The sequence below is a fragment of the Pseudomonas sp. JV414 genome (genome assembly GCF_032424305.1).
Taxonomy (GTDB): domain Bacteria; phylum Pseudomonadota; class Gammaproteobacteria; order Pseudomonadales; family Pseudomonadaceae; genus Aquipseudomonas; species Aquipseudomonas lini.
In genome coordinates this window covers 354,261-371,629 of sequence record NZ_VYKC01000002.1, presented here as the reverse complement: position 1 = coordinate 371,629, position 17,369 = coordinate 354,261, and the positions used below count along the sequence as shown (strand labels likewise).

Sequence of the window (17,369 nt, the reverse complement as noted above, 5' to 3'; positions counted from 1 at the left end):
AACCGTGGTTTGCACAAAGGCTGCTTTTTTTAGTGTAAGCGAGGCGTAAAGTGATCGAACGGCGAGATTTCAGCGGGTGTATGAAAGGTAAAAACCTGCGCTATCTGGAAGAGACTCGGAGTGAGCCGACAGCTCATGCCCGGGCAGGATTTTTACTGCTCGAACACTTCTCGTTGCCTGCATTTACGCAAGCGCTCGATACGATTGTCACCGCCAACCTTTTGCATCCCACGTCGTTCTCCTCACGAACCTTTGGGTTGCAAGACGGTGAGGTAACCAGCGACCTCGGCTTGGTCATTCGACCGGATGCGCGTCTGGAGGTCGCAGCACTTAAAGACCTCAATTTGTTGGTCATATGCGGCGGCTACCGCACGGCACTCAAAGTCAATCACGAGCTGATCAGCCTCCTCAAAACAGCATCAGAGTTTGGTATCACACTGGCCGGACTGTGGAATGGGGCGTGGTTTTTGGGCGTGTCAGGTTTGCTTGAAGGGTATCGTTGTGCGATTCATCCCGAGCACCGACCCGCGCTCGCAGAAATTTCAAAAGTCACGCATGTCACCAGTGAAGCATTTGTCGTGGATCGAGACAGGCTCACGGCTTCCAGTCCAGCGGGTGCTTTTCACATGGCTCTGGAGTGGATCAAGGGGCTGCACGGCAAGGCGCTCGTCGAAGGCATCGAAGACATTCTTTCTTTCGAAGAGTCGCGGTATCGGCGTATCAAACCGACACAGAACATCTCGTTGAGCGCCCCCCTTAAAGAGGTGGTCAAGCTGATGGACGCCAACCTGGAAGAGCCGTTGCAAATGGACCAACTGGCGGTATATGCCGGACGTTCCCGTCGACAAATAGAGCGTTTGTTCAAAGAACAACTGGGTAGCACACCGCAACGGTATTACCTGGAATTACGCATTACCGAAGCACGGCGATTGCTTCAGCACACAGAGTTGTCTCAGGTTGATGTGCTGGTCGCATGCGGCTTTGTTTCACCGAGCCATTTCAGCAAATGCTACAGCTCGTATTTTGGTTACCGGCCTTCGAGAGAAACGCGGCTGGTGAAGTAAAGAACGCCTGTTCACACGCTAAGGAGGAGGGCATGACCGAGGTGCGATTGAAGAGCGATCAAACAAAAAACACGGCGTACTTAACTACGCCCACCGTTGCCGTTAGTCCTGGGGTCGCAAGGCCCCAACTCGGGATTTTTTTATGCCTGCTTTCAATGCTTATCTTTGCGAGCCAGGACGGACTAACCAAGGTGCTTGTCAAAGACTTCCCGGTTGCCCAACTGGTCATGATGCGCTATTGGGTGTTTGTCGTTTTTGCCCTCGGATATGCCGCCTACCAAGGTAGGGGCAAAGAGTCATTTCGCAGTAAGCACCCTTGGCTCCAAATCATTCGAGCGCTGTTAGCCGTGGGTGAAACCATACTGTTTGCAGTGGGGCTACGATATTTGGGCCTGGCCGAAATGCATGCGCTCTATGCCGTATTTCCGCTGATGGCACTGGCATTGGCGGGGGCCGTGCTTGGGGAGTTCATAGGTCTGCGGCGCTGGATTGCCGCCGCCATAGGGTTCACCGGAACACTGATCATCCTTCGACCAGGCGCGGGCGTTTTTGAACTCGCGGCGCTGATTCCCCTGGTGGCTGCTTTGGCGTTCGCGGTGTTCAACGTACTGACGCGCCGGATCAGCCAGCACGACTCCTTTGCGACGAACATGCTCTTTATGGCAGGAGTGGGTGCGCTGACGATCACATTTGCGGGGCTGCCCGCCTGGGTTGCTCCGACTCCGGTCCAGGGCCTCTTGTTGGGGATCCTGTCATTGACGGGCGTAGTCGCTCAGATTCTTTTCATTCAAGCACTGAAATACGCGACCGCTTCTACCCTGCAGCCTTTCAACTATGCGCTTCTGGTGTTCGCCACTTTGATTGGGGTGATCGTCTTTGCCGAGCGCCCGGATACCTGGGTGGTTGTCGGCGCAGCGTTGGTGATTGTTGGGGGGCTGTACGCGATTAAAGCGAAGGCGTGAACAGATGGTGCAACGGAAGTGGGGGAGTGACTCCTCCGTCGCAAGTCGGGCTGATTCGATCAAAACGGCAGTGGCAGTTTCGCCGTGCGCCCCCCATCCACCACCAGTACTTGCCCGGTGATAAAGGTAGCCGTGCCCCGCAGACCCCAGGATTGGGCATCACGATCAATCGGGACGTCGTCGGTGAACCCGTAACGGTATATCGCTGAGTTGATCTCCAGCAGCGCGGGGCATGAAGTACTTCGTGCGCCGCGTTTTTTTGTGTGGAGTCCGTGCCTTTTCTGCCAAGGGATCGACTCGGGTGCTCGCAAAAGCACAGCAGCCACAAAATATGTTAATCCGAATAAATGTTTTATTGACTAAAAAATAATATCGGGTAATTATTTTCCTGCATCTGCTCTCACGCAGAGTCATTTTCAGGGTCAACCCGATGAGTCAGAACACCGTGCCTTCACTGGCCAGTCTTTACGTCGAGACTAATGGATCGTCATTCGACGCGCGCCAGGCGCCTTTGCTTATGCAGGGCTTCCCGGCAGAGCCGCAACGCCGCGTCACCTGGAACAACTGGATGCGCCCACCGTTCAACCAGTGGGGTTTCCGTAATCTGGCGCGCCTGCGTCCCTCGATTGATGTGCAGGCGGGTTCCGGGCCAGTCAGTACTTTGCAGGAAGCACCACAAGCGTTGGATGAGCTGCACTTCGACAGTGAGTGTGGCCTGAGTGTCAATGTCATCGATCACTTGGTGGCCAGTCAGACCGATGCCTTTTTGGTGATGCAAGGCGATACCGTGCTGTTCGAGCGCTACTTCAATGGTCAGCGTCCCCGGGACCGGCACATCATGTTCTCGGTGACCAAGTCACTGATCGGCACCCTCGGTGAGCAACTGGTCTGTGACGGTGTACTCAACCCAACGTTGCCCGCAGCGTATTACGTGCCTGAATTGGTGGGCAGCGCGTTTGGTGATGCCACCGTACGCCAGTTGTTCGACATGGCGGTGGGCATCGATTACAGCGAGGTCTATGACGACCCCAACTCGGAGAGTTCGCAATACGGCTATGCCTGCGGTTTTCAGCCCGCACCTGCGCAGTACGCCCAGTTCGAGTCGCTGTACCAATACCTGCCGTCTCTAAAGAAACGCGGCACCCACGGTGGCTTTTTTCATTACGTGACCGCTACCACCGAAGCCTTGGCCTGGGTCATGGAGCGCGCCTCGGGCAAGGCCTGCGATCAGTTACTGCAAGACATCTGGAGCCAGTTGGGGTGTGAGCGCGACGGCTACTTCATGGCTGACCCTTGGGGACGTAGCGTTGCCGGCGCCGGTTTCAGCACGACCTTGCGAGACATGGCGCGATTCGGTCGGCTGATGGCCAACGATGGCCGACATAATGGTCTGCAACTGCTATCCACCGAGACTGTCGCACGCCTCTTCGCTGGCGCCGATCCGGCGATCTACGCCAAAGACTCCGACTTCTCGCAATGGACCCCCGGCGCTTCCTACCGCAGCCAGTGGTACGTCTTCAACGACCACAGCCAGGCGATCATGGCGGGTGGTATTCACGGCCAATACCTGTTCGTCGATAAGCCGTCCGGTGTGGTGATCGTCAAGCAGTCATCGCTGACCGACGCCGTCAGCCAGTTCGATGCTGACAGCGTGCGCATGCTGCGTGCCATCGCCGCGCAACTTAGCCACTGAAACGCCCCATAAATACAAGAAGTTTGCGTCCTGTTCGCCTGGCTCGGCCAGGTGTTGGCGGCGCTCTGCGCCGCCATTTCACTGCCCTGTAACAACAATAATCACACAGGAGCTTCATATGGTTTCGATGACGCGTTTCTCTCGAGCGCTCTTAGCGTTCGGCTTACCCCTGACTACCCACGTGGCGCTGGCGGGCTACACCTTCGAGGACGGCCAACTCAAGGGTGAGGTCAACTTCACCGCCGGCGGTGCGACCCTTTCCACTCGTAACGTCAACTTCGGCAGCGGCCGCGTCGATGTGCGCAGCGGCAAAAATGGCGGAACGAAAATCGACTGGCAGGAGTTCTACGTAAAGCCAGGTATCAAGCTGGACTATTCGCTGCAGCCTGACTTCAGTCTGCTGGCCGGCGGCTCGCTCGTGGCGGCGACCACCTTTGGCGATGGCGATGCCGGCGGCTTTACGCGCAGCTCTGATGGTGATGTGGCCGCCGAAGAACTCTATGGCGGTTTCCGGGCCGGGGAGTGGACGCTGACTGCCGGACGCCAGAACTACATGATCGGTACTGGCTTCATCGTCATGGACGGCAACCTTGACCAGCTCGACGACGGCGCCTACTGGCTTGGCCCAAGAACCGCCTTCAAGGATTCTGCGATCCTGGCCTGGGATCATGGTGCGTTGAAGGCCCAGGCTTTCAGCTTGCGTACCGACGATGATCTGGGTGACTTCCGCATGACGGGTGCCAACCTGGATTACAACCTCGACGACCAGGTGACGCTGGGTGCCATGGCGATGAAGGTCAATGCGCTGGGGCCCAAGGGCAGTACGGCCCCTCGATTCCGGGATGGGATGCTGGTGTACAACGTAAGGGCACTCAATGCCAAGGTGCCGGGGGTTTCCGCCCTGACGCTCAACGCCGAATACGCGCTGGAGAAAGGCAGCGGCGAGGGCGTCGATTACGATGCCAAGGCTTGGTATGGTCAGGCGGACTATGCCTTCAATACCTTGCCCCTGACGCCGGTCATCGGCTATCGCTACGCCAGTTTTTCCGGCGATGACAACCTCACCGACAACCGCCAGAAAGCCTGGGACCCGTTGAGCAAAGGCTTCATCGATTGGAGCACCTGGCTGGTGGGGGACGTTGTCGGCAACTACCTGCTGTTCAACAGCAACGAAAACGTCCAACAGTTTTCCCTCAAGACCCACCTGAACGAAACCGTGACCCTCGGCGCGATTCACTATCAGTTCTGGCTGGACGAGAAAAACTACATGGGGGCACCCGTCAGCGATCGGCGTTTTGCCGATGAGAGTGTGGTTTTCCTCGACTGGACCCCGACGCCGTCGTTCTATACATCGCTCTCCTATAACTGGGTCAAGCCGCTGGCCGCTGCCAAGCAGGTGTTCGGCGATGATAAAAAATTCAGTGCACTCGAACTTTATTTCACCTACCGCTATTAAGTGTCGCGAGCCAACGCGGCCGCGTAGGAGTGTTTCACCATGAACAAGAATGTACGCAATGCCCTGTTGTCCGTTGCGCTGTCGTTGCTGACGGCGGGTGTTTCCCAGGCTGAAGAACGCACGGTGCGGATCTATAACTGGATCGAGTACTTGCCACCGGAGATCCTCAAGAGCTTCCAGGAGGAAACCGGGATCCGTCCGATCTACGACGTGTTCGACAGCGTCGAGACGCTGGAGTCAAAATTGCTCACCGGCAACTCTGGCTATGACGTGGTCTACCCCGGCAGCGCCAACCTGAGCCACCTGATCAAGGCGGGTGCCGTCCAGCCTCTGGACCGCAGTCAGTTGCCGAACTGGCAGCATCTGGATCCGGAGTTCATGAAATCCCTGGAGACGGTGGGTGATACGGGCAACCGCTATGCTGCGCCATACCTTTGGGGCACCACGCTGATCGGCTACAACGTCGACAAGGTTCAGCAGGTCCTGGGCGCCAATGTGCAGATGAATACGTGGGACATGATCTTCAAGGAAGAGAACCTCGCCAAGCTAGCCAGTTGTGGTGTCGGTTTTCTCGATGCGGCCAACGAAATCGTGCCCATCGCCTTGCACTACAAAGGCCTCGATCCCAACAGCCAGAAACGCGAGGACTACCCGCAGGCTCAGGCGGCGATGATGAAGATTCGTCCTTACGTCACCTACTTCAACTCGTCGCGCTATGGCATGGACCTGGCCAACGGTGACATCTGCGTCGCCGTGGGCTGGTCGGGAGGCGTGGCGCTGGCCAAACAACTGGCCGATGCCGCCGGCAAGGGTGTCCGGGTGGAAATGGCGTTGCCCAAGGAAGGTGCGCCGATGTGGTCAGACGTGATGATGGTGCCGACTAACGCCCCCCACACCAAGGAGGCCCACGAGTTCATCAACTACATCCTGCGCCCGGATGTGATCGCCCGGATCAGCAACAAGATCGGTTACCCCAACCCGAACAAGGATGCCACCGCGCTGGTGAACGCCGACATCCGTAATAACCCCAACATGTATGTGCCGGACGAAGCGCGCAAAACCCTGTTCGCTTTGCAGCCCATGCCGTCAGCCGTGGAGCGGATTCGTACCCGCACCTGGACCAGTATCAAGACAAATCGCTGATCATCGTGGCCCGGCGCTTTTTGTGCCGGGCTCGACAGGAATCTTCGGAGCTGCGCCAACCTGTAACGTGTGCTGACTCTGCGCGTCGATGGGGCGCTTTTCTCAGGCCCGCATACCGTAAAAGAGCAGCTCGGTGATATGCCGAACCTGAGCGGAATGTGACTCGATATCCGGCTGCTCCTGGTTGACCAGCCTGAACAACTGCAGGTGTGAATAGTCGTTCAACAGGAAAGCGGCCAGGTCGACGTTGAGATCGGCGCGTAGCTTGCCGGCCTGCTGCAACTCTCTGAGCAATCCGCTGATTTCAGCCCTGAGCGCATCGTTCATGGCGCGATAGCCTTCGGGCAGCCCTTTGTCGCCGCCAAACAGGATCAATGGCAGCAGTTCACGCCAGAGGCTGGGGTGCATGACTTCCAGGGCGTAACCGGTCAGCAAGCGTTCCAGATAGCACAGAGTGTCGACTGGATCCTCCATTTCAGGGATCTGACTGCGGGTGTCCTTGAGTGCACGCTGGTCGGCGTCGTGCAGGATTTCCAGGATGATTTCCTGCTTGTTGCCGAAGTACTTGAACACGGTGGGCGCCGACACCCCAGCCTGGTTGGCGATCTGTTCGATGGTGGTGTTCTGGAAGCCCTGAAGCTCAAACAGTTCGATGGCTGCCTTGCTGATGGCTTGGCGTCGTTCGACTTTCTGACGTTCACGTAGTCCGCTCACGGGAGATCCTGTCGCTATGAAAAAGGAGGGGCGGATGTCGCCCAATCATCCATGCAAAATACTTAATCGAGTAAAACTTTTAAAGCGCTAATTTCTGTAGTGCGTTCTTTCGTGGTACGAAAACTTTGGAGAACATTCGGTGAAATTATTTGTTACCTGGATACCGTTTTTCCCCTGTTTGGGGCGCGCTGAGCCATTTCGTAGCACTCGGTGAGTACTACGCCGATCTCAAGATCATCGGTTTTTGAATCGAAACTCCTTCCTGATTAATAACTTGAGGCAGTTCCAAACAGACTGGCACGGATTCTGCCTTTTTGAATATATGGATAATTGGATACAAAACTGCAAAAGGTGACTTTATGCAATTCGCTCCCACCTATGTTGAACGCCAGCCCCTGACTGCCGAGGAGGAGGCTTATAACTTTCTGCTGGAAGCGATCTGTGGGGGCCGTTATCGCAAAGGCGACCGGCTGATCGCTGAGGACATTGCCAGCGAAATCGGCATGAGCCGAATGCCGGTGCGCGAAGCCTTTCGCCGTCTCGATGCTCAAGGCCTGGTGACATTGCGGCCTAACCGCGGGGCCATTGTCAGTGGTCTGGATTTCGACGAACTGCATGAGGTTTTCGAGATGCGCAGCGCCCTCGAGGGCCTGGCCATCCGCGTAGCCGTGGCCAAGATCGGTGAGCGTCAGCTGGCGGCGCTGGAACGCATGTTGGATGAAATGGATGACTACCGCGACGAAAGCGCCGAGTGGGTCAGGCTTCATCGTGCCTTCCATGAATACCTGTGCAGCCTCAGCGGCCGTCCTCGGTTGATGAAGCAGATCTCGGCGCTGTATTCGCTGATCGAAGCGCCTATGCGCCTGTGGTTGCAACACAGCGAAAAACCCCTGAGCGCTCGCCAGGAGCACGCGGTGATCCTTGACGCCATCCGCTCAGGTGATGCCGACCGGGCCGAGGCCGTGGTGCGCGAGCACATCGAGGGCACAGTGCCGGCGCTGACCCAGTTTCTGCAATCGGAAAAATAGAATCGGGCTCGAGCCCGACCGTGTTTTGACTTTGAGTACTGCCCCGTTACTAAACAACTGGAGTGTCTCGTCATGCATAAACGCCGTGTGTTGCTCGCTGCTGTATCCCTGGGACTCTGCGCACAGTGGGCGGTCGCCACGCCCCAGGTGCCGGAGCGACTGCAAAAGGCCGACAAACTCACGTATTGCTCGGGCATGGATTCACCGCCCTTGGTGTCTTTCGATGAGGCGCAAAAACCCAGGGGCCTGACGGTCGATCTGGGGCTGGAAATCGCCAAGCGCCTGGGGGACAAACCGGTGCAATGGCGGGTCATTCCGTTCTCCGGGTTGCTGCCGGCACTGCTCGCCCAGCAGTGCGACATGATCGTTGATCAGCTGTTCGACAAGCCCGAACGGCGGGAGGTGATCGACATCGTCAACTACATGTATTCCAGCCAGTCAGTGGTAGTCCCCAAAGGCAATCCCAAGGGCATCAAGACCCTCGATGGACTGTCCGGGCACAAGGTGGCAGTACTCAACGGCTCAACGATCAAAACCTTACTGGACGCCGAGAACGAAAAGCTGACCAAGGCTGGCAAGACGCCGATGAAGCTGGTGGTTTACAACAGCGACACGGACGCCTTTCAGGCGCTGCGCATCAGTCAAGTGGACGCCTACGGCACTACCGTGGAAACCGCTGGTTACTACGCAACCATGGCGCCCGATATGTTTGAGGAAGGGGTGCCGGCCTTCAGCCGGATTCTCACCGGTCTAGGGATTCGCAAGGATGATCCGCAGCTCACCGCGGCGGTACAACAGGTCATCAGTGACATGCGCAGCGACGGCAGTTACGTGCAGTTGCTGAGCAAATGGCATGTTTCCAGCGACACACTCGACTGAGGCGAACGCTCGATGAACTTCAATTGGGATGTGTTCTGGCAATACCTGTTGCAGCCCAGCGGGGTGTACCTCACCGGACTCTGGCTGACCTGTCTGATCAGTGTGCTGGCGATGGCGCTGGGCTGTGTACTGGGGTTGGCGGCGGCGTTGATGCGTCTTTCGCACAACCCGTTACTCAACCTGCCGGTGCGTTTTTACGTGTGGCTGATGCGCGGTACGCCGCTGTTGGTGCAGATCGTCTTTCTATACACCGCATTGGCAGCCGGCGGGATCTTCCGCTTCGAAGACGTGGAACTGTTTGGTTTGGTGGTGCCGGGCAACATCCAGGCCGCGATCATCGCCCTGGGCCTGAACGAAGGCGCCTACATGGCCGAGATTATCCGTGCGGGGATCGGCGCCGTGGACAAGGGGCAGTACGAGGCCGGGCGTTCGCTGGGCATGACCTTCGCCAAACTGATGCGGCGAATCGTTCTGCCTCAGGCGTTCCGGGTCATCGTTCCGCCGTTGGGCAACGAGTTCAACGTGATGCTCAAGAATACGACCCTGGTCAGTGTGATTGGCGTGCAGGAGTTATTGCTGAGTACGCAAATGGTCACGTCGGCGACATTCCGGGTATTTGAACTGTATCTGGTGGTGGCGATTTATTTCCTGCTGCTGACTACCCTCTGGGGTTTCTTCCAGCGTTGGTTGGAAGCGCGTTTCGGACAGTCCGATCGACCCGTGCCGCCGGCGGCTGGCAGCCGCATGTTCGGCCGCGGCACGCTCAAATTGCTGAGGGGGCGTTAAGCATGGCGCACAAAAGTGAAGAACTGATCATCGAGGCCCTGGACATTCACAAGTCCTTTGGTGACCTGGAGATTCTCAAAGGGATTTCCTTGCAGGTGCGGCGCGGTGAAGTGGTGGTATTGATCGGCGCCTCGGGTTCGGGCAAGACCACCTTTATCCGCTGCATCAATCTGCTGGAGGACATTCAGGGCGGGCGCATTCGCGTCAACGGCCGTGCCATGGGGTATCGCGAGCGCGCCGACGGCAGCCTGGTGCGCGACTCCGAGCGCAACATCGCTCGCCAGCGTAGGGACATCGGCATGGTCTTCCAGCGTTTCAATCTGTTCCCCCACATGACCGCGCTGGAAAACATCATTGAGGCACCGATCCAGGTGCTGGGTGTGCCGCGCGCCGCAGCCTTGGAACAGGCCCGGGCATTGCTCGCCCGGGTCGGTCTGGCGGACAAAGCCATGCATTACCCGTCGATGTTGTCTGGTGGACAGCAGCAGCGCGTGGCAATCGCCCGGGCGCTGGCGATGAAGCCTCAGGCCATGTTGTTCGACGAGCCCACCAGCGCCCTCGATCCGGAAACCGTCGGCGAGGTGCTGCAGGTGATGAAGCAGTTGGCCGATGACGGCATGACCATGGTGGTGGTCACCCATGAAATGGGTTTTGCCCGAGAAGTCGCTGACCGCGTGGTGGTCCTCGATCAGGGCGAATTGATCGAACAGGGGCCGCCGGAGCAGATCTTCAGTCGCCCGACACACCCGCGAACCCAAGCCTTTCTCAGCCGCGTGCTGTGACCTTCTCAGTCGGGTCGTTTTTCACCCGGCAATGGAACCGGACACCTGCGACCAATGAATCTTTGTTTGGAAGAACTTTTGCCATGTTGAAATTTTCTGCCCACGAGTATCCCTATCCGTCGCAACGTCAGAGTGTGTTTGCCCGCCGCGGCATGGTCGCGGCTTCCCAGCCACTGGCCGCCGAAGCTGGCATCGAGATCATGCGCAACGGCGGTAATGCCATTGATGCAGCGATCGCCACGGCGGCAGCGCTTACTGTGGTGGAACCCACCGGCTGCGGCTTGGGCGGTGACGCCTTTGCCCTGGTCTGGAGCAAAGGCCAATTGCACGGACTCAACGGCAACGGCCACGCACCGGCGGCACTGACGATCGATGCCGTCAAAGCGAGTGGTCACGAGCAGATGCCGCTTTATGGCTGGACGCCGGTCACGGTGCCGGGTTGCCCTTCGGCCTGGGCGGAGCTGTCCAGACGTTTCGGCAAGCTGCCCTTTGCCGAACTGCTGCAGCCTGCCATCAGTCTGGCCCGGGATGGCTTTCCACTGTCACCGGTGGTCGCCCAACAATGGCAGACTGCTCTGGATGAATTCAGCTCCCATCGAGACCCAGTGCTCGACGTCTGGTTCGACACGTTCCTGATTGATGGCCGTGCGCCCAAGGCCGGTGAATTATTCCGCAACCCGGCGCAAGCCCGAACGCTGGAAGAACTGGCGGACAGCGCTTGCGAAAGCCTCTATCGCGGCGATCTCGCTCAGCGTCTGGATGCCCATTCTCGCGCCACCGGCGGCTACTTGCGAGCCAGCGACCTGCAGGATTATCGCGCCCAATGGGTGGACCCGATCAGCATCAACTACCGCGGCTACGATGTGTGGGAAATTCCCCCAAGCGGGCAGGGATTGGTGGCCCTGATGACCCTGAAAATCCTTGAGGGCTTTGACTTCGATCACCGAGACAGCCAGCAGACATGGCATCGTCAGTTGGAAGCCATGAAGCTGGCCTACAGCGACGGCCTGCATTACATCACCGATCCGCTGCACATGCGTGTGGCCGTGGCTGACCTTCTCAGCGATGCCTATAGCAGCCAACGTCGCGAACAGATCACCGATCAGGCGCGTGAACCCAATCCGGGCGATCCCCACGCCAGCGGTACGGTGTATCTGGCCACGGCGGATGCGGAGGGCAATATGGTGTCCTTCATCCAGAGCAACTACCACGGTTTTGGCTCCGGTGTGGTACTGCCAGACAGCGGCATCGCCTTGCAGAACCGCGGACAGGAATTCAGTCTCGACCCTGACCACGCCAACTGCCTGGCACCGGGCAAAAAAACCTTTCACACCATCATTCCCGGTTTCATCAGTAAAGGTGACGCACCGGTGGGACCGTTCGGCGTCATGGGTGGCTACATGCAGCCCCAAGGCCATGTGCAGATGGTTATGAATCTGGTGGATTTTGGCCTCAACCCCCAAGCCGCGCTGGACGCTCCGCGGTGGCAATGGTTGGGCGATCTGAAGGTCGGCATCGAACACGGGGCGTCTCGGGACTTGGCCGCTTCGCTGGCACGGCGCGGACACCAGATTCAGGTTGATTGCGACCTGATCAACTATGGCCGAGGGCAGATCATCATCCGTGACCCGGACACCGGTGTGCTGTGCGGCGGCACCGAGCCGCGAGCCGATTCCCATATCGCCGTTTGGTAGCCGTCAGTTCGGCTGCTCGAAAACAGTTTCCCATCGAAGCGTCTCGAAAATGTACGTTTATGTACATGCCGTGTACGCCACAGATCCTGAGGTGTACAGTGGGGAAGAATTTTTAATAAAGGTACAACCCGAATGTCACAGACAGGAAGGGCGAAAACCAAAGCGCAGGACGCAGGCTGGCGAGGCTCCGTAGATGGTTGGCTGGACGCCGCCTACGATGCTCTTAAAGAGTCGGGTGTGGATGCTGTGCGGGTGATGCCGCTGGCCAAACGCTTGAATTTGTCTCGTACCAGCTTCTACTGGTTCTATGAGGATCGGGAGCAGCTGCTCGCGGCACTCTTGGCTCGATGGCGGGACAAGAACACCGGCGGTATGGTCAGCCAATGTGAGAGTTACGCAGAGAGTATTTCCGAAGCGATTCTCAACGTCTTCGAGTGTTGGGTGAACCCTGAGCTGTTCGACTCGCAATTCGAATTTGCCGTGCGCAGTTGGGCGCTGCAATCGGACGAGGTCACGGCTGAAATCGCTCTGGCCGATGAGGCGCGGATGAATGCCTTGGCCGCGATGTTCCGACGGTTTGGCTACGACGCAGAGGGGGCCGATGTTCGGGCCAGGACGATCTACCTCACGCAAATCGGCTACATCTCCATGAAAACCAATGAAGATATCGTCGTTCGATTTCGACGGATTCCTCAGTACGTGAGCGTGTTTACCGGCAAGGTACCGAAGCGGCGCGAGCTGGACCGCTTTTATGGAAAGTTCGGCTACGCAGAAAAAGAGCCCGGCGTTTTCGTTCCTTTGGTTGATACCTTCGAGGAGTCCACTGCCGATGGAGAATAGAACTCTGGGCATCATTGGGGGCACCGGCTGGCTCGGGCGCGCAATCGCCGAGGCGGTGCTCGATAGCGGGTTCATCGGGCCTGACCGTTTGTTGATCTCGAACCGCTCCGGCGTCAGCACCTTCGAGCCTGGCGTGAGACTGCTGGCCGACAACCAACAGTTGGTGGACCTCAGCGATATTGTCGTGCTGTCTATCCGGCCGGAGCAGTTTCGCGAACTGCTGATCAACGCCCGCGGCAAGGTAGTGATTTCTCTGATGGCCGGCGTTCCGGCGGCAGCCATCAGCGCGGCAACCGGTGCGGATGTAATAGTGCGGGCCATGCCGAATGCGGCCGTGGAAATCAGGCAGTCGTTCACGCCCTGGTACAGTGTCGGAAAGCTAGTTGAACACGACCGCCAGTGGGTGCAGCGGCTGTTCGAGTGCGTAGGTTCGGCGGACGAAGTGCCTGAAGAAGACTGTATTGATTACCTCAGCGCGTTGTCCGGGACTGGGCCGGCCTTCCCGGCAATGTTGCAAATGGCACTGACTAATCAGGCGGTGGCTGCGGGAATTCCTCTTGTCATCGCGCAGCGTGCTGCACAAGGCGTGGTGGTGGGGGGTGGCCAGATGCTTGCCAGTCGCGATCCGCGGCAAATGATTGAGTCGTTGATGGCTTACCGTGGCGTGACGGCAGCAGCGCTGCAGTCGATGGCCGATCAGAACATCGAGTCGATTGTGGGGCGGGCAATAAAGGCAGGCGCTGAGGTTGCGCGGCGGGGAATGTAGCCAGGGCAGGGGATGTACAGTGAAGGCCCGCTGAAGGGCCTTCACTGTAAAAGGCGTCCATGGTTTCCCTCTTGTTCATGGTGAGCCTCCGTTCCAACAAGAATGGAGGTTCGGATTCAGATTTCTTTCACCAGGCGCAAAGCGTCATAGATGGCCGCGTGGGTATTACGGGCCGACACCGCATCGCCGATCCGGAACAGCTGGAAGCGTCCTTCGGGGTTGGTGACGATGTTCTGCGCCGTACCGGCGATCAGGTCATGCTGCTCTACCGCGCCGCCATTGGTGGAGAGAGGACGCAGGTCGAAGTACAAGTCGTCCAGGGGAAGGGTGCCGTGATTGACGACCACCTGATCGACCACGCGCTGCTTGTGGACCTGTCCGTAATCACTGCCAAAGGTTGCAACGAGCCCGCCATCACGTTTTTCCACGGTATCGACCCGGTAGGTGACGGTGAAGGTGACGTCCAGGTCCTGCAGGCTGCGCATGTAGGGCACCAGGTTCATGGCCATGACTTCAGGTGCAAACGAGCGGTCAGGTGTGACGATCTCCACGGTCGCACCGCTTTGCGCGATGACCTCGGCAGCCTGCAGGGCGGCATGATCCCCAGCATCGTCGAAGATCAGTACGTTGCGACCGGGCTTGATGTCACCGGAAATGATGTCCCAGGTTGAAACCACGAGTTCGTTGCCTTCGCGGAGCACCTCGGTATCAGGGAGGCCGCCGGTCGCAACGATGACCACGTCAGGCTCGAAGGCTTGCACGGTGTCAGCTTCGGCCCAGGTGTTGAAGTGAAACTTCACCCCGAGCCGTTCGCATTGCGCCATGCGCCAATCAATGATGCTGATCATCTCGCGACGACGCTCGCTCAGCGCAGTCAGACGAATCTGCCCGCCAGGTTGGTCAGCCGCCTCAAGCACCGTTACATCATGGCCGCGCTCACCGGCGACCCGCGCCGCTTCCAGCCCGGCAGGGCCGGTACCGACCACCAGCACCTTGCGCTTGACGGCGGCTTTGGGGATGTCATGGGGCATGGTGGTTTCGCGGCCGGTCGCCGCGTTGTGAATGCAGTAGGCCGCGCCGCCCTGGTAGATGCGATCCAGGCAATAGTTGGCGCCCACGCACGGGCGAATGTCTTCTTCGCGCTTCTCGATGATTTTGCGCACGATGTGCGGATCGGTCATGTGCGCACGGGTCATGCCCACCATGTCCACTTTGCCCGAGGCGATCGCGTAGCGCGCGGTGGCGACATCGGGAATCTTCGCAGCGTGGAAGGTCGGGAAGCCTGTTGCCGAACGGATCTCGCCAGCGAAGTCGAGGTGGGGTGAGTTGCGCATACCCTGAATCGGGATGACATCGGTCAGCCCCGCATCCGTATCGATGTGGCCGCGCACGACGTTCAGGAAGTCGACCAGTCCGCTGTCCTTGAGCATGTGAGAAATCTGCATGCCCTCGCTGGCAGTGAAGCCCCCGGGTAATTCTTCGTCACCGGTGTAGCGAACCCCGAGCAGAAAATCTTCTCCGACCCGCTGGCGGATGCCACGCAGGATGTCGAAGGTAAAGCGCATGCGGTTTTCCAGCGAGCCGCCGTAAGGGCCGTCGAGGTCATTGGTCAGCGGCGACCAGAACTGGTCCATCAAGTGCCCGTAGGCCTGAAGCTCCAGACCATCGAGACCTGCCGCCTTCATGCGTTCCGCGGCGTCCACATAGTCCTTGATGATCCGCTCAATGTCCCATTCCTCCATTTTCTTCGGGAAGGAGCGGTGCGAAGCCTCGCGACGGTGTGACGGCGACACCACCGGTAACCAATCGGCCTTGTCCCAGCGGGTGCGACGGCCCAGGTGAGTCAACTGGATCATCACTGCCGCGCCATGTTCGTGGCACTCATCGGTCAGGTCCTTCAACCAACCGACCACTTCGTCCTTGTAGGCCAGCACGTTGTTGAACACCGGCGGGCTGTCTCGGGAAACGGCAGCGGAACCGGCAGTCATAGTCAGTGCGACACCGGCTTTGGCGCGCTCCACGTGGTAGGCGCGGTAGAGATCCTTGGGCATGCCGTCCACAGGGTAGGCCGGTTCATGGGAGGTGGTCATGATCCGGTTTCTGAGGGTCAGATTCTTGATTTTATAGGGTTGCAGCAAGGGATCGCTGGACATCGTGGTGCGCTCCAAAGTGGGCTTCATCAGACTCGATGACTTAAAATTAGGATAAATGTACACCTGTGTCAACGGTTGATGACATAGGTGTACATTTTGCTTGCATGCCAGAAAATCCAGGATTAACATCCGTCAAAACCCGGGCTGATTTGATTCGTACGCGCCTGGTTGCCATCGCATTGAGCGGTCAGTGCCCGCGGAGTGATGAACGTGCGCGCAGCGGCAAACCGCACTCGTTGAGGCGGACGTAAAAGTGGGTGTTATAGGTGACGGTTCAGGTGTGATTCAGTGGAATTGAAGAGGGCACAGTCGTGCTTTCCAAATTTTCTGCCTTATTGATATTTCGGAAAGGAGAGCATAGGTGACAGAGTTATTTGATATTCGTCTGGCTAGCAAACAAACAGCGTTCACTGAAATTCCAGTCATAGATATATCGCTGCTCATAAACGGCGAAAATCCGCTGAGTGTGGCAAGCCAAATAGGTGACGCATGCGAAAAGGTGGGTTTTTTTTATATAAAAAACCATGGCATTGACCAGCAGTTAATAGATGAGATGTATGCGCTTACCAAAAGCTTTTTCAAGCTTCCTTTTGAGGAGAAGAACAAGCTTAATGTCGTGAATTCCGGGCTCACGCTACGTGGCTATATTCCGATGTACGCGGAAAACGTAGACCCTGCTAATACCCGAGATTTCAAAGAGTGTTTTGATTGCGGAGCTCATTACGATGAGGTCTCTCCATTTTTTGGTCCTAATCAAATGCCGTCTGTACTGCCGCAATTTGAGAAGGTTGCCGAAGATTACCATTCCTCTGTGTTGGCGCTCGCGCGAATGCTTATTGGCGGGATCGCGCTGAGTTTGGGTTTACCACAAGATTACTTTGAGCATCTTCAGCGCAAGCCCATCACTATTCAGCGAATTTTGCGTTACCCGCCCCAGATCGGAAGGGTTTCTCAAGAGGAGATTGGTATTGGGGCGCACACGGACTACGGTTTCTTGACTGTCCTGTCTCAAGACGCAGTTGGCGGTTTGCAAGTCAGGAACCGTGCAGGGGAGTGGGTTACCGCCCCACCCGTTGAGGGCACTTTTATCGTCAACATTGGTGATCTGGTTCAAACCCTCACCAACGATCGCTACACCTCGACAATGCATCGCGTCATAAATACCAGCGGCCTGGAGCGTTATTCAATACCGTTCTTTATTGATTTGGATTTCGATGCGCTAGTTGAGCCCGTGCCAACCTGCGTGAGTGAGGCTCTACCCGCAAAGTATGAAGCGTACACTTGTGGCAAACACAAATTTAAGCGTTTCGTAGATAGCTATGCGCATCTGAAAGGCGAATAGGGAGTTTTCAATGTGCATCCTATACATGGCCGACCCTGCCGATGCGCAGAAATGGCGAGATTGCCTG

The 17,369-nt window shown here is 57.6% G+C and carries 15 protein-coding genes; 13 read left to right on the top strand and 2 right to left on the bottom strand.

The genetic code is table 11. From position 1 onward, the window contains the following. Positions 1-50: 50 nt before the first annotated feature. The 5 genes from F6R97_RS02645 to F6R97_RS02625 all read left to right on the top strand — a co-directional run bounded on the left by F6R97_RS02645 (position 51) and on the right by F6R97_RS02625 (position 6,318). Positions 51-1,064 carry a GlxA family transcriptional regulator gene (locus tag F6R97_RS02645; protein ID WP_315865988.1) on the top strand — a complete coding sequence of 338 codons (1,014 nt, stop codon included), beginning with the start codon at positions 51-53 and terminating at the stop codon, positions 1,062-1,064. A 32-nt stretch (positions 1,065-1,096) separates the two neighbouring features. Then, positions 1,097-2,026 (top strand): DMT family transporter, encoded by a 930-nt coding sequence (locus tag F6R97_RS02640; RefSeq protein ID WP_038983003.1) that lies wholly within the window; start codon positions 1,097-1,099, stop codon positions 2,024-2,026. A 430-nt stretch (positions 2,027-2,456) separates the two neighbouring features. Then, positions 2,457-3,719: a serine hydrolase gene (locus F6R97_RS02635; protein ID WP_315865987.1), complete on the top strand. Its 1,263-nt coding sequence runs from the start codon at positions 2,457-2,459 to the stop codon at positions 3,717-3,719. A 118-nt stretch (positions 3,720-3,837) separates the two neighbouring features. Next, positions 3,838-5,175, top strand: coding sequence for an alginate export family protein (locus tag F6R97_RS02630; protein ID WP_038983005.1), 1,338 nt, complete (start codon positions 3,838-3,840; stop codon positions 5,173-5,175). A gap of 39 nt (positions 5,176-5,214) precedes the next feature. After that, on the top strand, positions 5,215-6,318 hold the full coding sequence (locus F6R97_RS02625) for a polyamine ABC transporter substrate-binding protein (RefSeq protein ID WP_038983006.1): 1,104 nt from the start codon (positions 5,215-5,217) through the stop codon (positions 6,316-6,318). Positions 6,319-6,420: 102 nt separating this feature from the next. Here the strand turns inward: F6R97_RS02625 and F6R97_RS02620 are convergent, their stop codons facing one another. Then, a complete protein-coding gene (locus F6R97_RS02620) occupies positions 6,421-7,032 on the bottom strand; it encodes a TetR/AcrR family transcriptional regulator (protein ID WP_315865986.1) in 612 nt (203 codons plus the stop codon). 359 nt (positions 7,033-7,391) lie between these two features. Here F6R97_RS02620 and F6R97_RS02615 point away from each other — a divergent pair, with 359 nt between their 5' ends. From F6R97_RS02615 to F6R97_RS02585, 7 genes are all read left to right on the top strand, one after another. After that, positions 7,392-8,060, top strand: coding sequence for a GntR family transcriptional regulator (locus F6R97_RS02615; protein WP_038983008.1), 669 nt, complete (start codon positions 7,392-7,394; stop codon positions 8,058-8,060). A gap of 72 nt (positions 8,061-8,132) precedes the next feature. Continuing rightward, positions 8,133-8,939, top strand: a complete 807-nt coding sequence (locus F6R97_RS02610) for an ABC transporter substrate-binding protein (protein WP_038983009.1) — start codon at positions 8,133-8,135, stop codon at positions 8,937-8,939. Positions 8,940-8,951: 12 nt separating this feature from the next. Continuing rightward, positions 8,952-9,725, top strand: coding sequence for an amino acid ABC transporter permease (locus F6R97_RS02605; RefSeq protein WP_038983010.1), 774 nt, complete (start codon positions 8,952-8,954; stop codon positions 9,723-9,725). A 2-nt stretch (positions 9,726-9,727) separates the two neighbouring features. Further along, entirely contained in the window at positions 9,728-10,507 is a 780-nt protein-coding gene (locus F6R97_RS02600) for an amino acid ABC transporter ATP-binding protein (protein ID WP_038983011.1), read from the top strand. Between the two features lie 83 nt (positions 10,508-10,590). After that, entirely contained in the window at positions 10,591-12,201 is a 1,611-nt protein-coding gene (locus F6R97_RS02595; RefSeq protein WP_038983012.1) for a gamma-glutamyltransferase family protein, read from the top strand. Positions 12,202-12,333: 132 nt separating this feature from the next. Further along, complete coding sequence (locus F6R97_RS02590; protein ID WP_038983013.1) at positions 12,334-13,041, top strand: TetR/AcrR family transcriptional regulator; 708 nt, start codon at positions 12,334-12,336, stop codon at positions 13,039-13,041. Then, entirely contained in the window at positions 13,031-13,807 is a 777-nt protein-coding gene (locus tag F6R97_RS02585; RefSeq protein WP_315865985.1) for a pyrroline-5-carboxylate reductase family protein, read from the top strand. The genes F6R97_RS02590 and F6R97_RS02585 overlap by 11 nt, the downstream gene beginning before the upstream one ends. 116 nt (positions 13,808-13,923) lie before the next feature. Here F6R97_RS02585 and F6R97_RS02580 read toward each other — a convergent pair whose 3' ends face one another. Continuing rightward, on the bottom strand, positions 13,924-15,960 hold the full coding sequence (locus F6R97_RS02580; protein WP_038983015.1) for an NADH:flavin oxidoreductase: 2,037 nt from the start codon (positions 15,958-15,960) through the stop codon (positions 13,924-13,926). Between the two features lie 361 nt (positions 15,961-16,321). Here F6R97_RS02580 and F6R97_RS02575 point away from each other — a divergent pair, with 361 nt between their 5' ends. Beyond that, positions 16,322-17,302, top strand: coding sequence for an isopenicillin N synthase family dioxygenase (locus F6R97_RS02575; protein ID WP_048393051.1), 981 nt, complete (start codon positions 16,322-16,324; stop codon positions 17,300-17,302). Positions 17,303-17,369 lie beyond the last annotated feature (67 nt).

Bases quoted from the DNA above. Each gene is read 5' to 3' on its own strand.
- F6R97_RS02640 (WP_038983003.1), top strand. From the start codon at position 1,097: ATGACCGAGGTGCGATTGAAGAGCGATCAAACAAAAAACACGGCGTAC.
- F6R97_RS02635 (WP_315865987.1), top strand. From the start codon at position 2,457: ATGAGTCAGAACACCGTGCCTTCACTGGCCAGTCTTTACGTCGAGACT.
- F6R97_RS02630 (WP_038983005.1), top strand. From the start codon at position 3,838: ATGGTTTCGATGACGCGTTTCTCTCGAGCGCTCTTAGCGTTCGGCTTA.
- F6R97_RS02625 (WP_038983006.1), top strand. From the start codon at position 5,215: ATGAACAAGAATGTACGCAATGCCCTGTTGTCCGTTGCGCTGTCGTTG.
- F6R97_RS02615 (WP_038983008.1), top strand. From the start codon at position 7,392: ATGCAATTCGCTCCCACCTATGTTGAACGCCAGCCCCTGACTGCCGAG.
- F6R97_RS02610 (WP_038983009.1), top strand. From the start codon at position 8,133: ATGCATAAACGCCGTGTGTTGCTCGCTGCTGTATCCCTGGGACTCTGC.
- F6R97_RS02605 (WP_038983010.1), top strand. From the start codon at position 8,952: ATGAACTTCAATTGGGATGTGTTCTGGCAATACCTGTTGCAGCCCAGC.
- F6R97_RS02600 (WP_038983011.1), top strand. From the start codon at position 9,728: ATGGCGCACAAAAGTGAAGAACTGATCATCGAGGCCCTGGACATTCAC.
- F6R97_RS02595 (WP_038983012.1), top strand. From the start codon at position 10,591: ATGTTGAAATTTTCTGCCCACGAGTATCCCTATCCGTCGCAACGTCAG.
- F6R97_RS02590 (WP_038983013.1), top strand. From the start codon at position 12,334: ATGTCACAGACAGGAAGGGCGAAAACCAAAGCGCAGGACGCAGGCTGG.
- F6R97_RS02585 (WP_315865985.1), top strand. From the start codon at position 13,031: ATGGAGAATAGAACTCTGGGCATCATTGGGGGCACCGGCTGGCTCGGG.
- F6R97_RS02580 (WP_038983015.1), bottom strand. From the start codon at position 15,960: ATGTCCAGCGATCCCTTGCTGCAACCCTATAAAATCAAGAATCTGACC.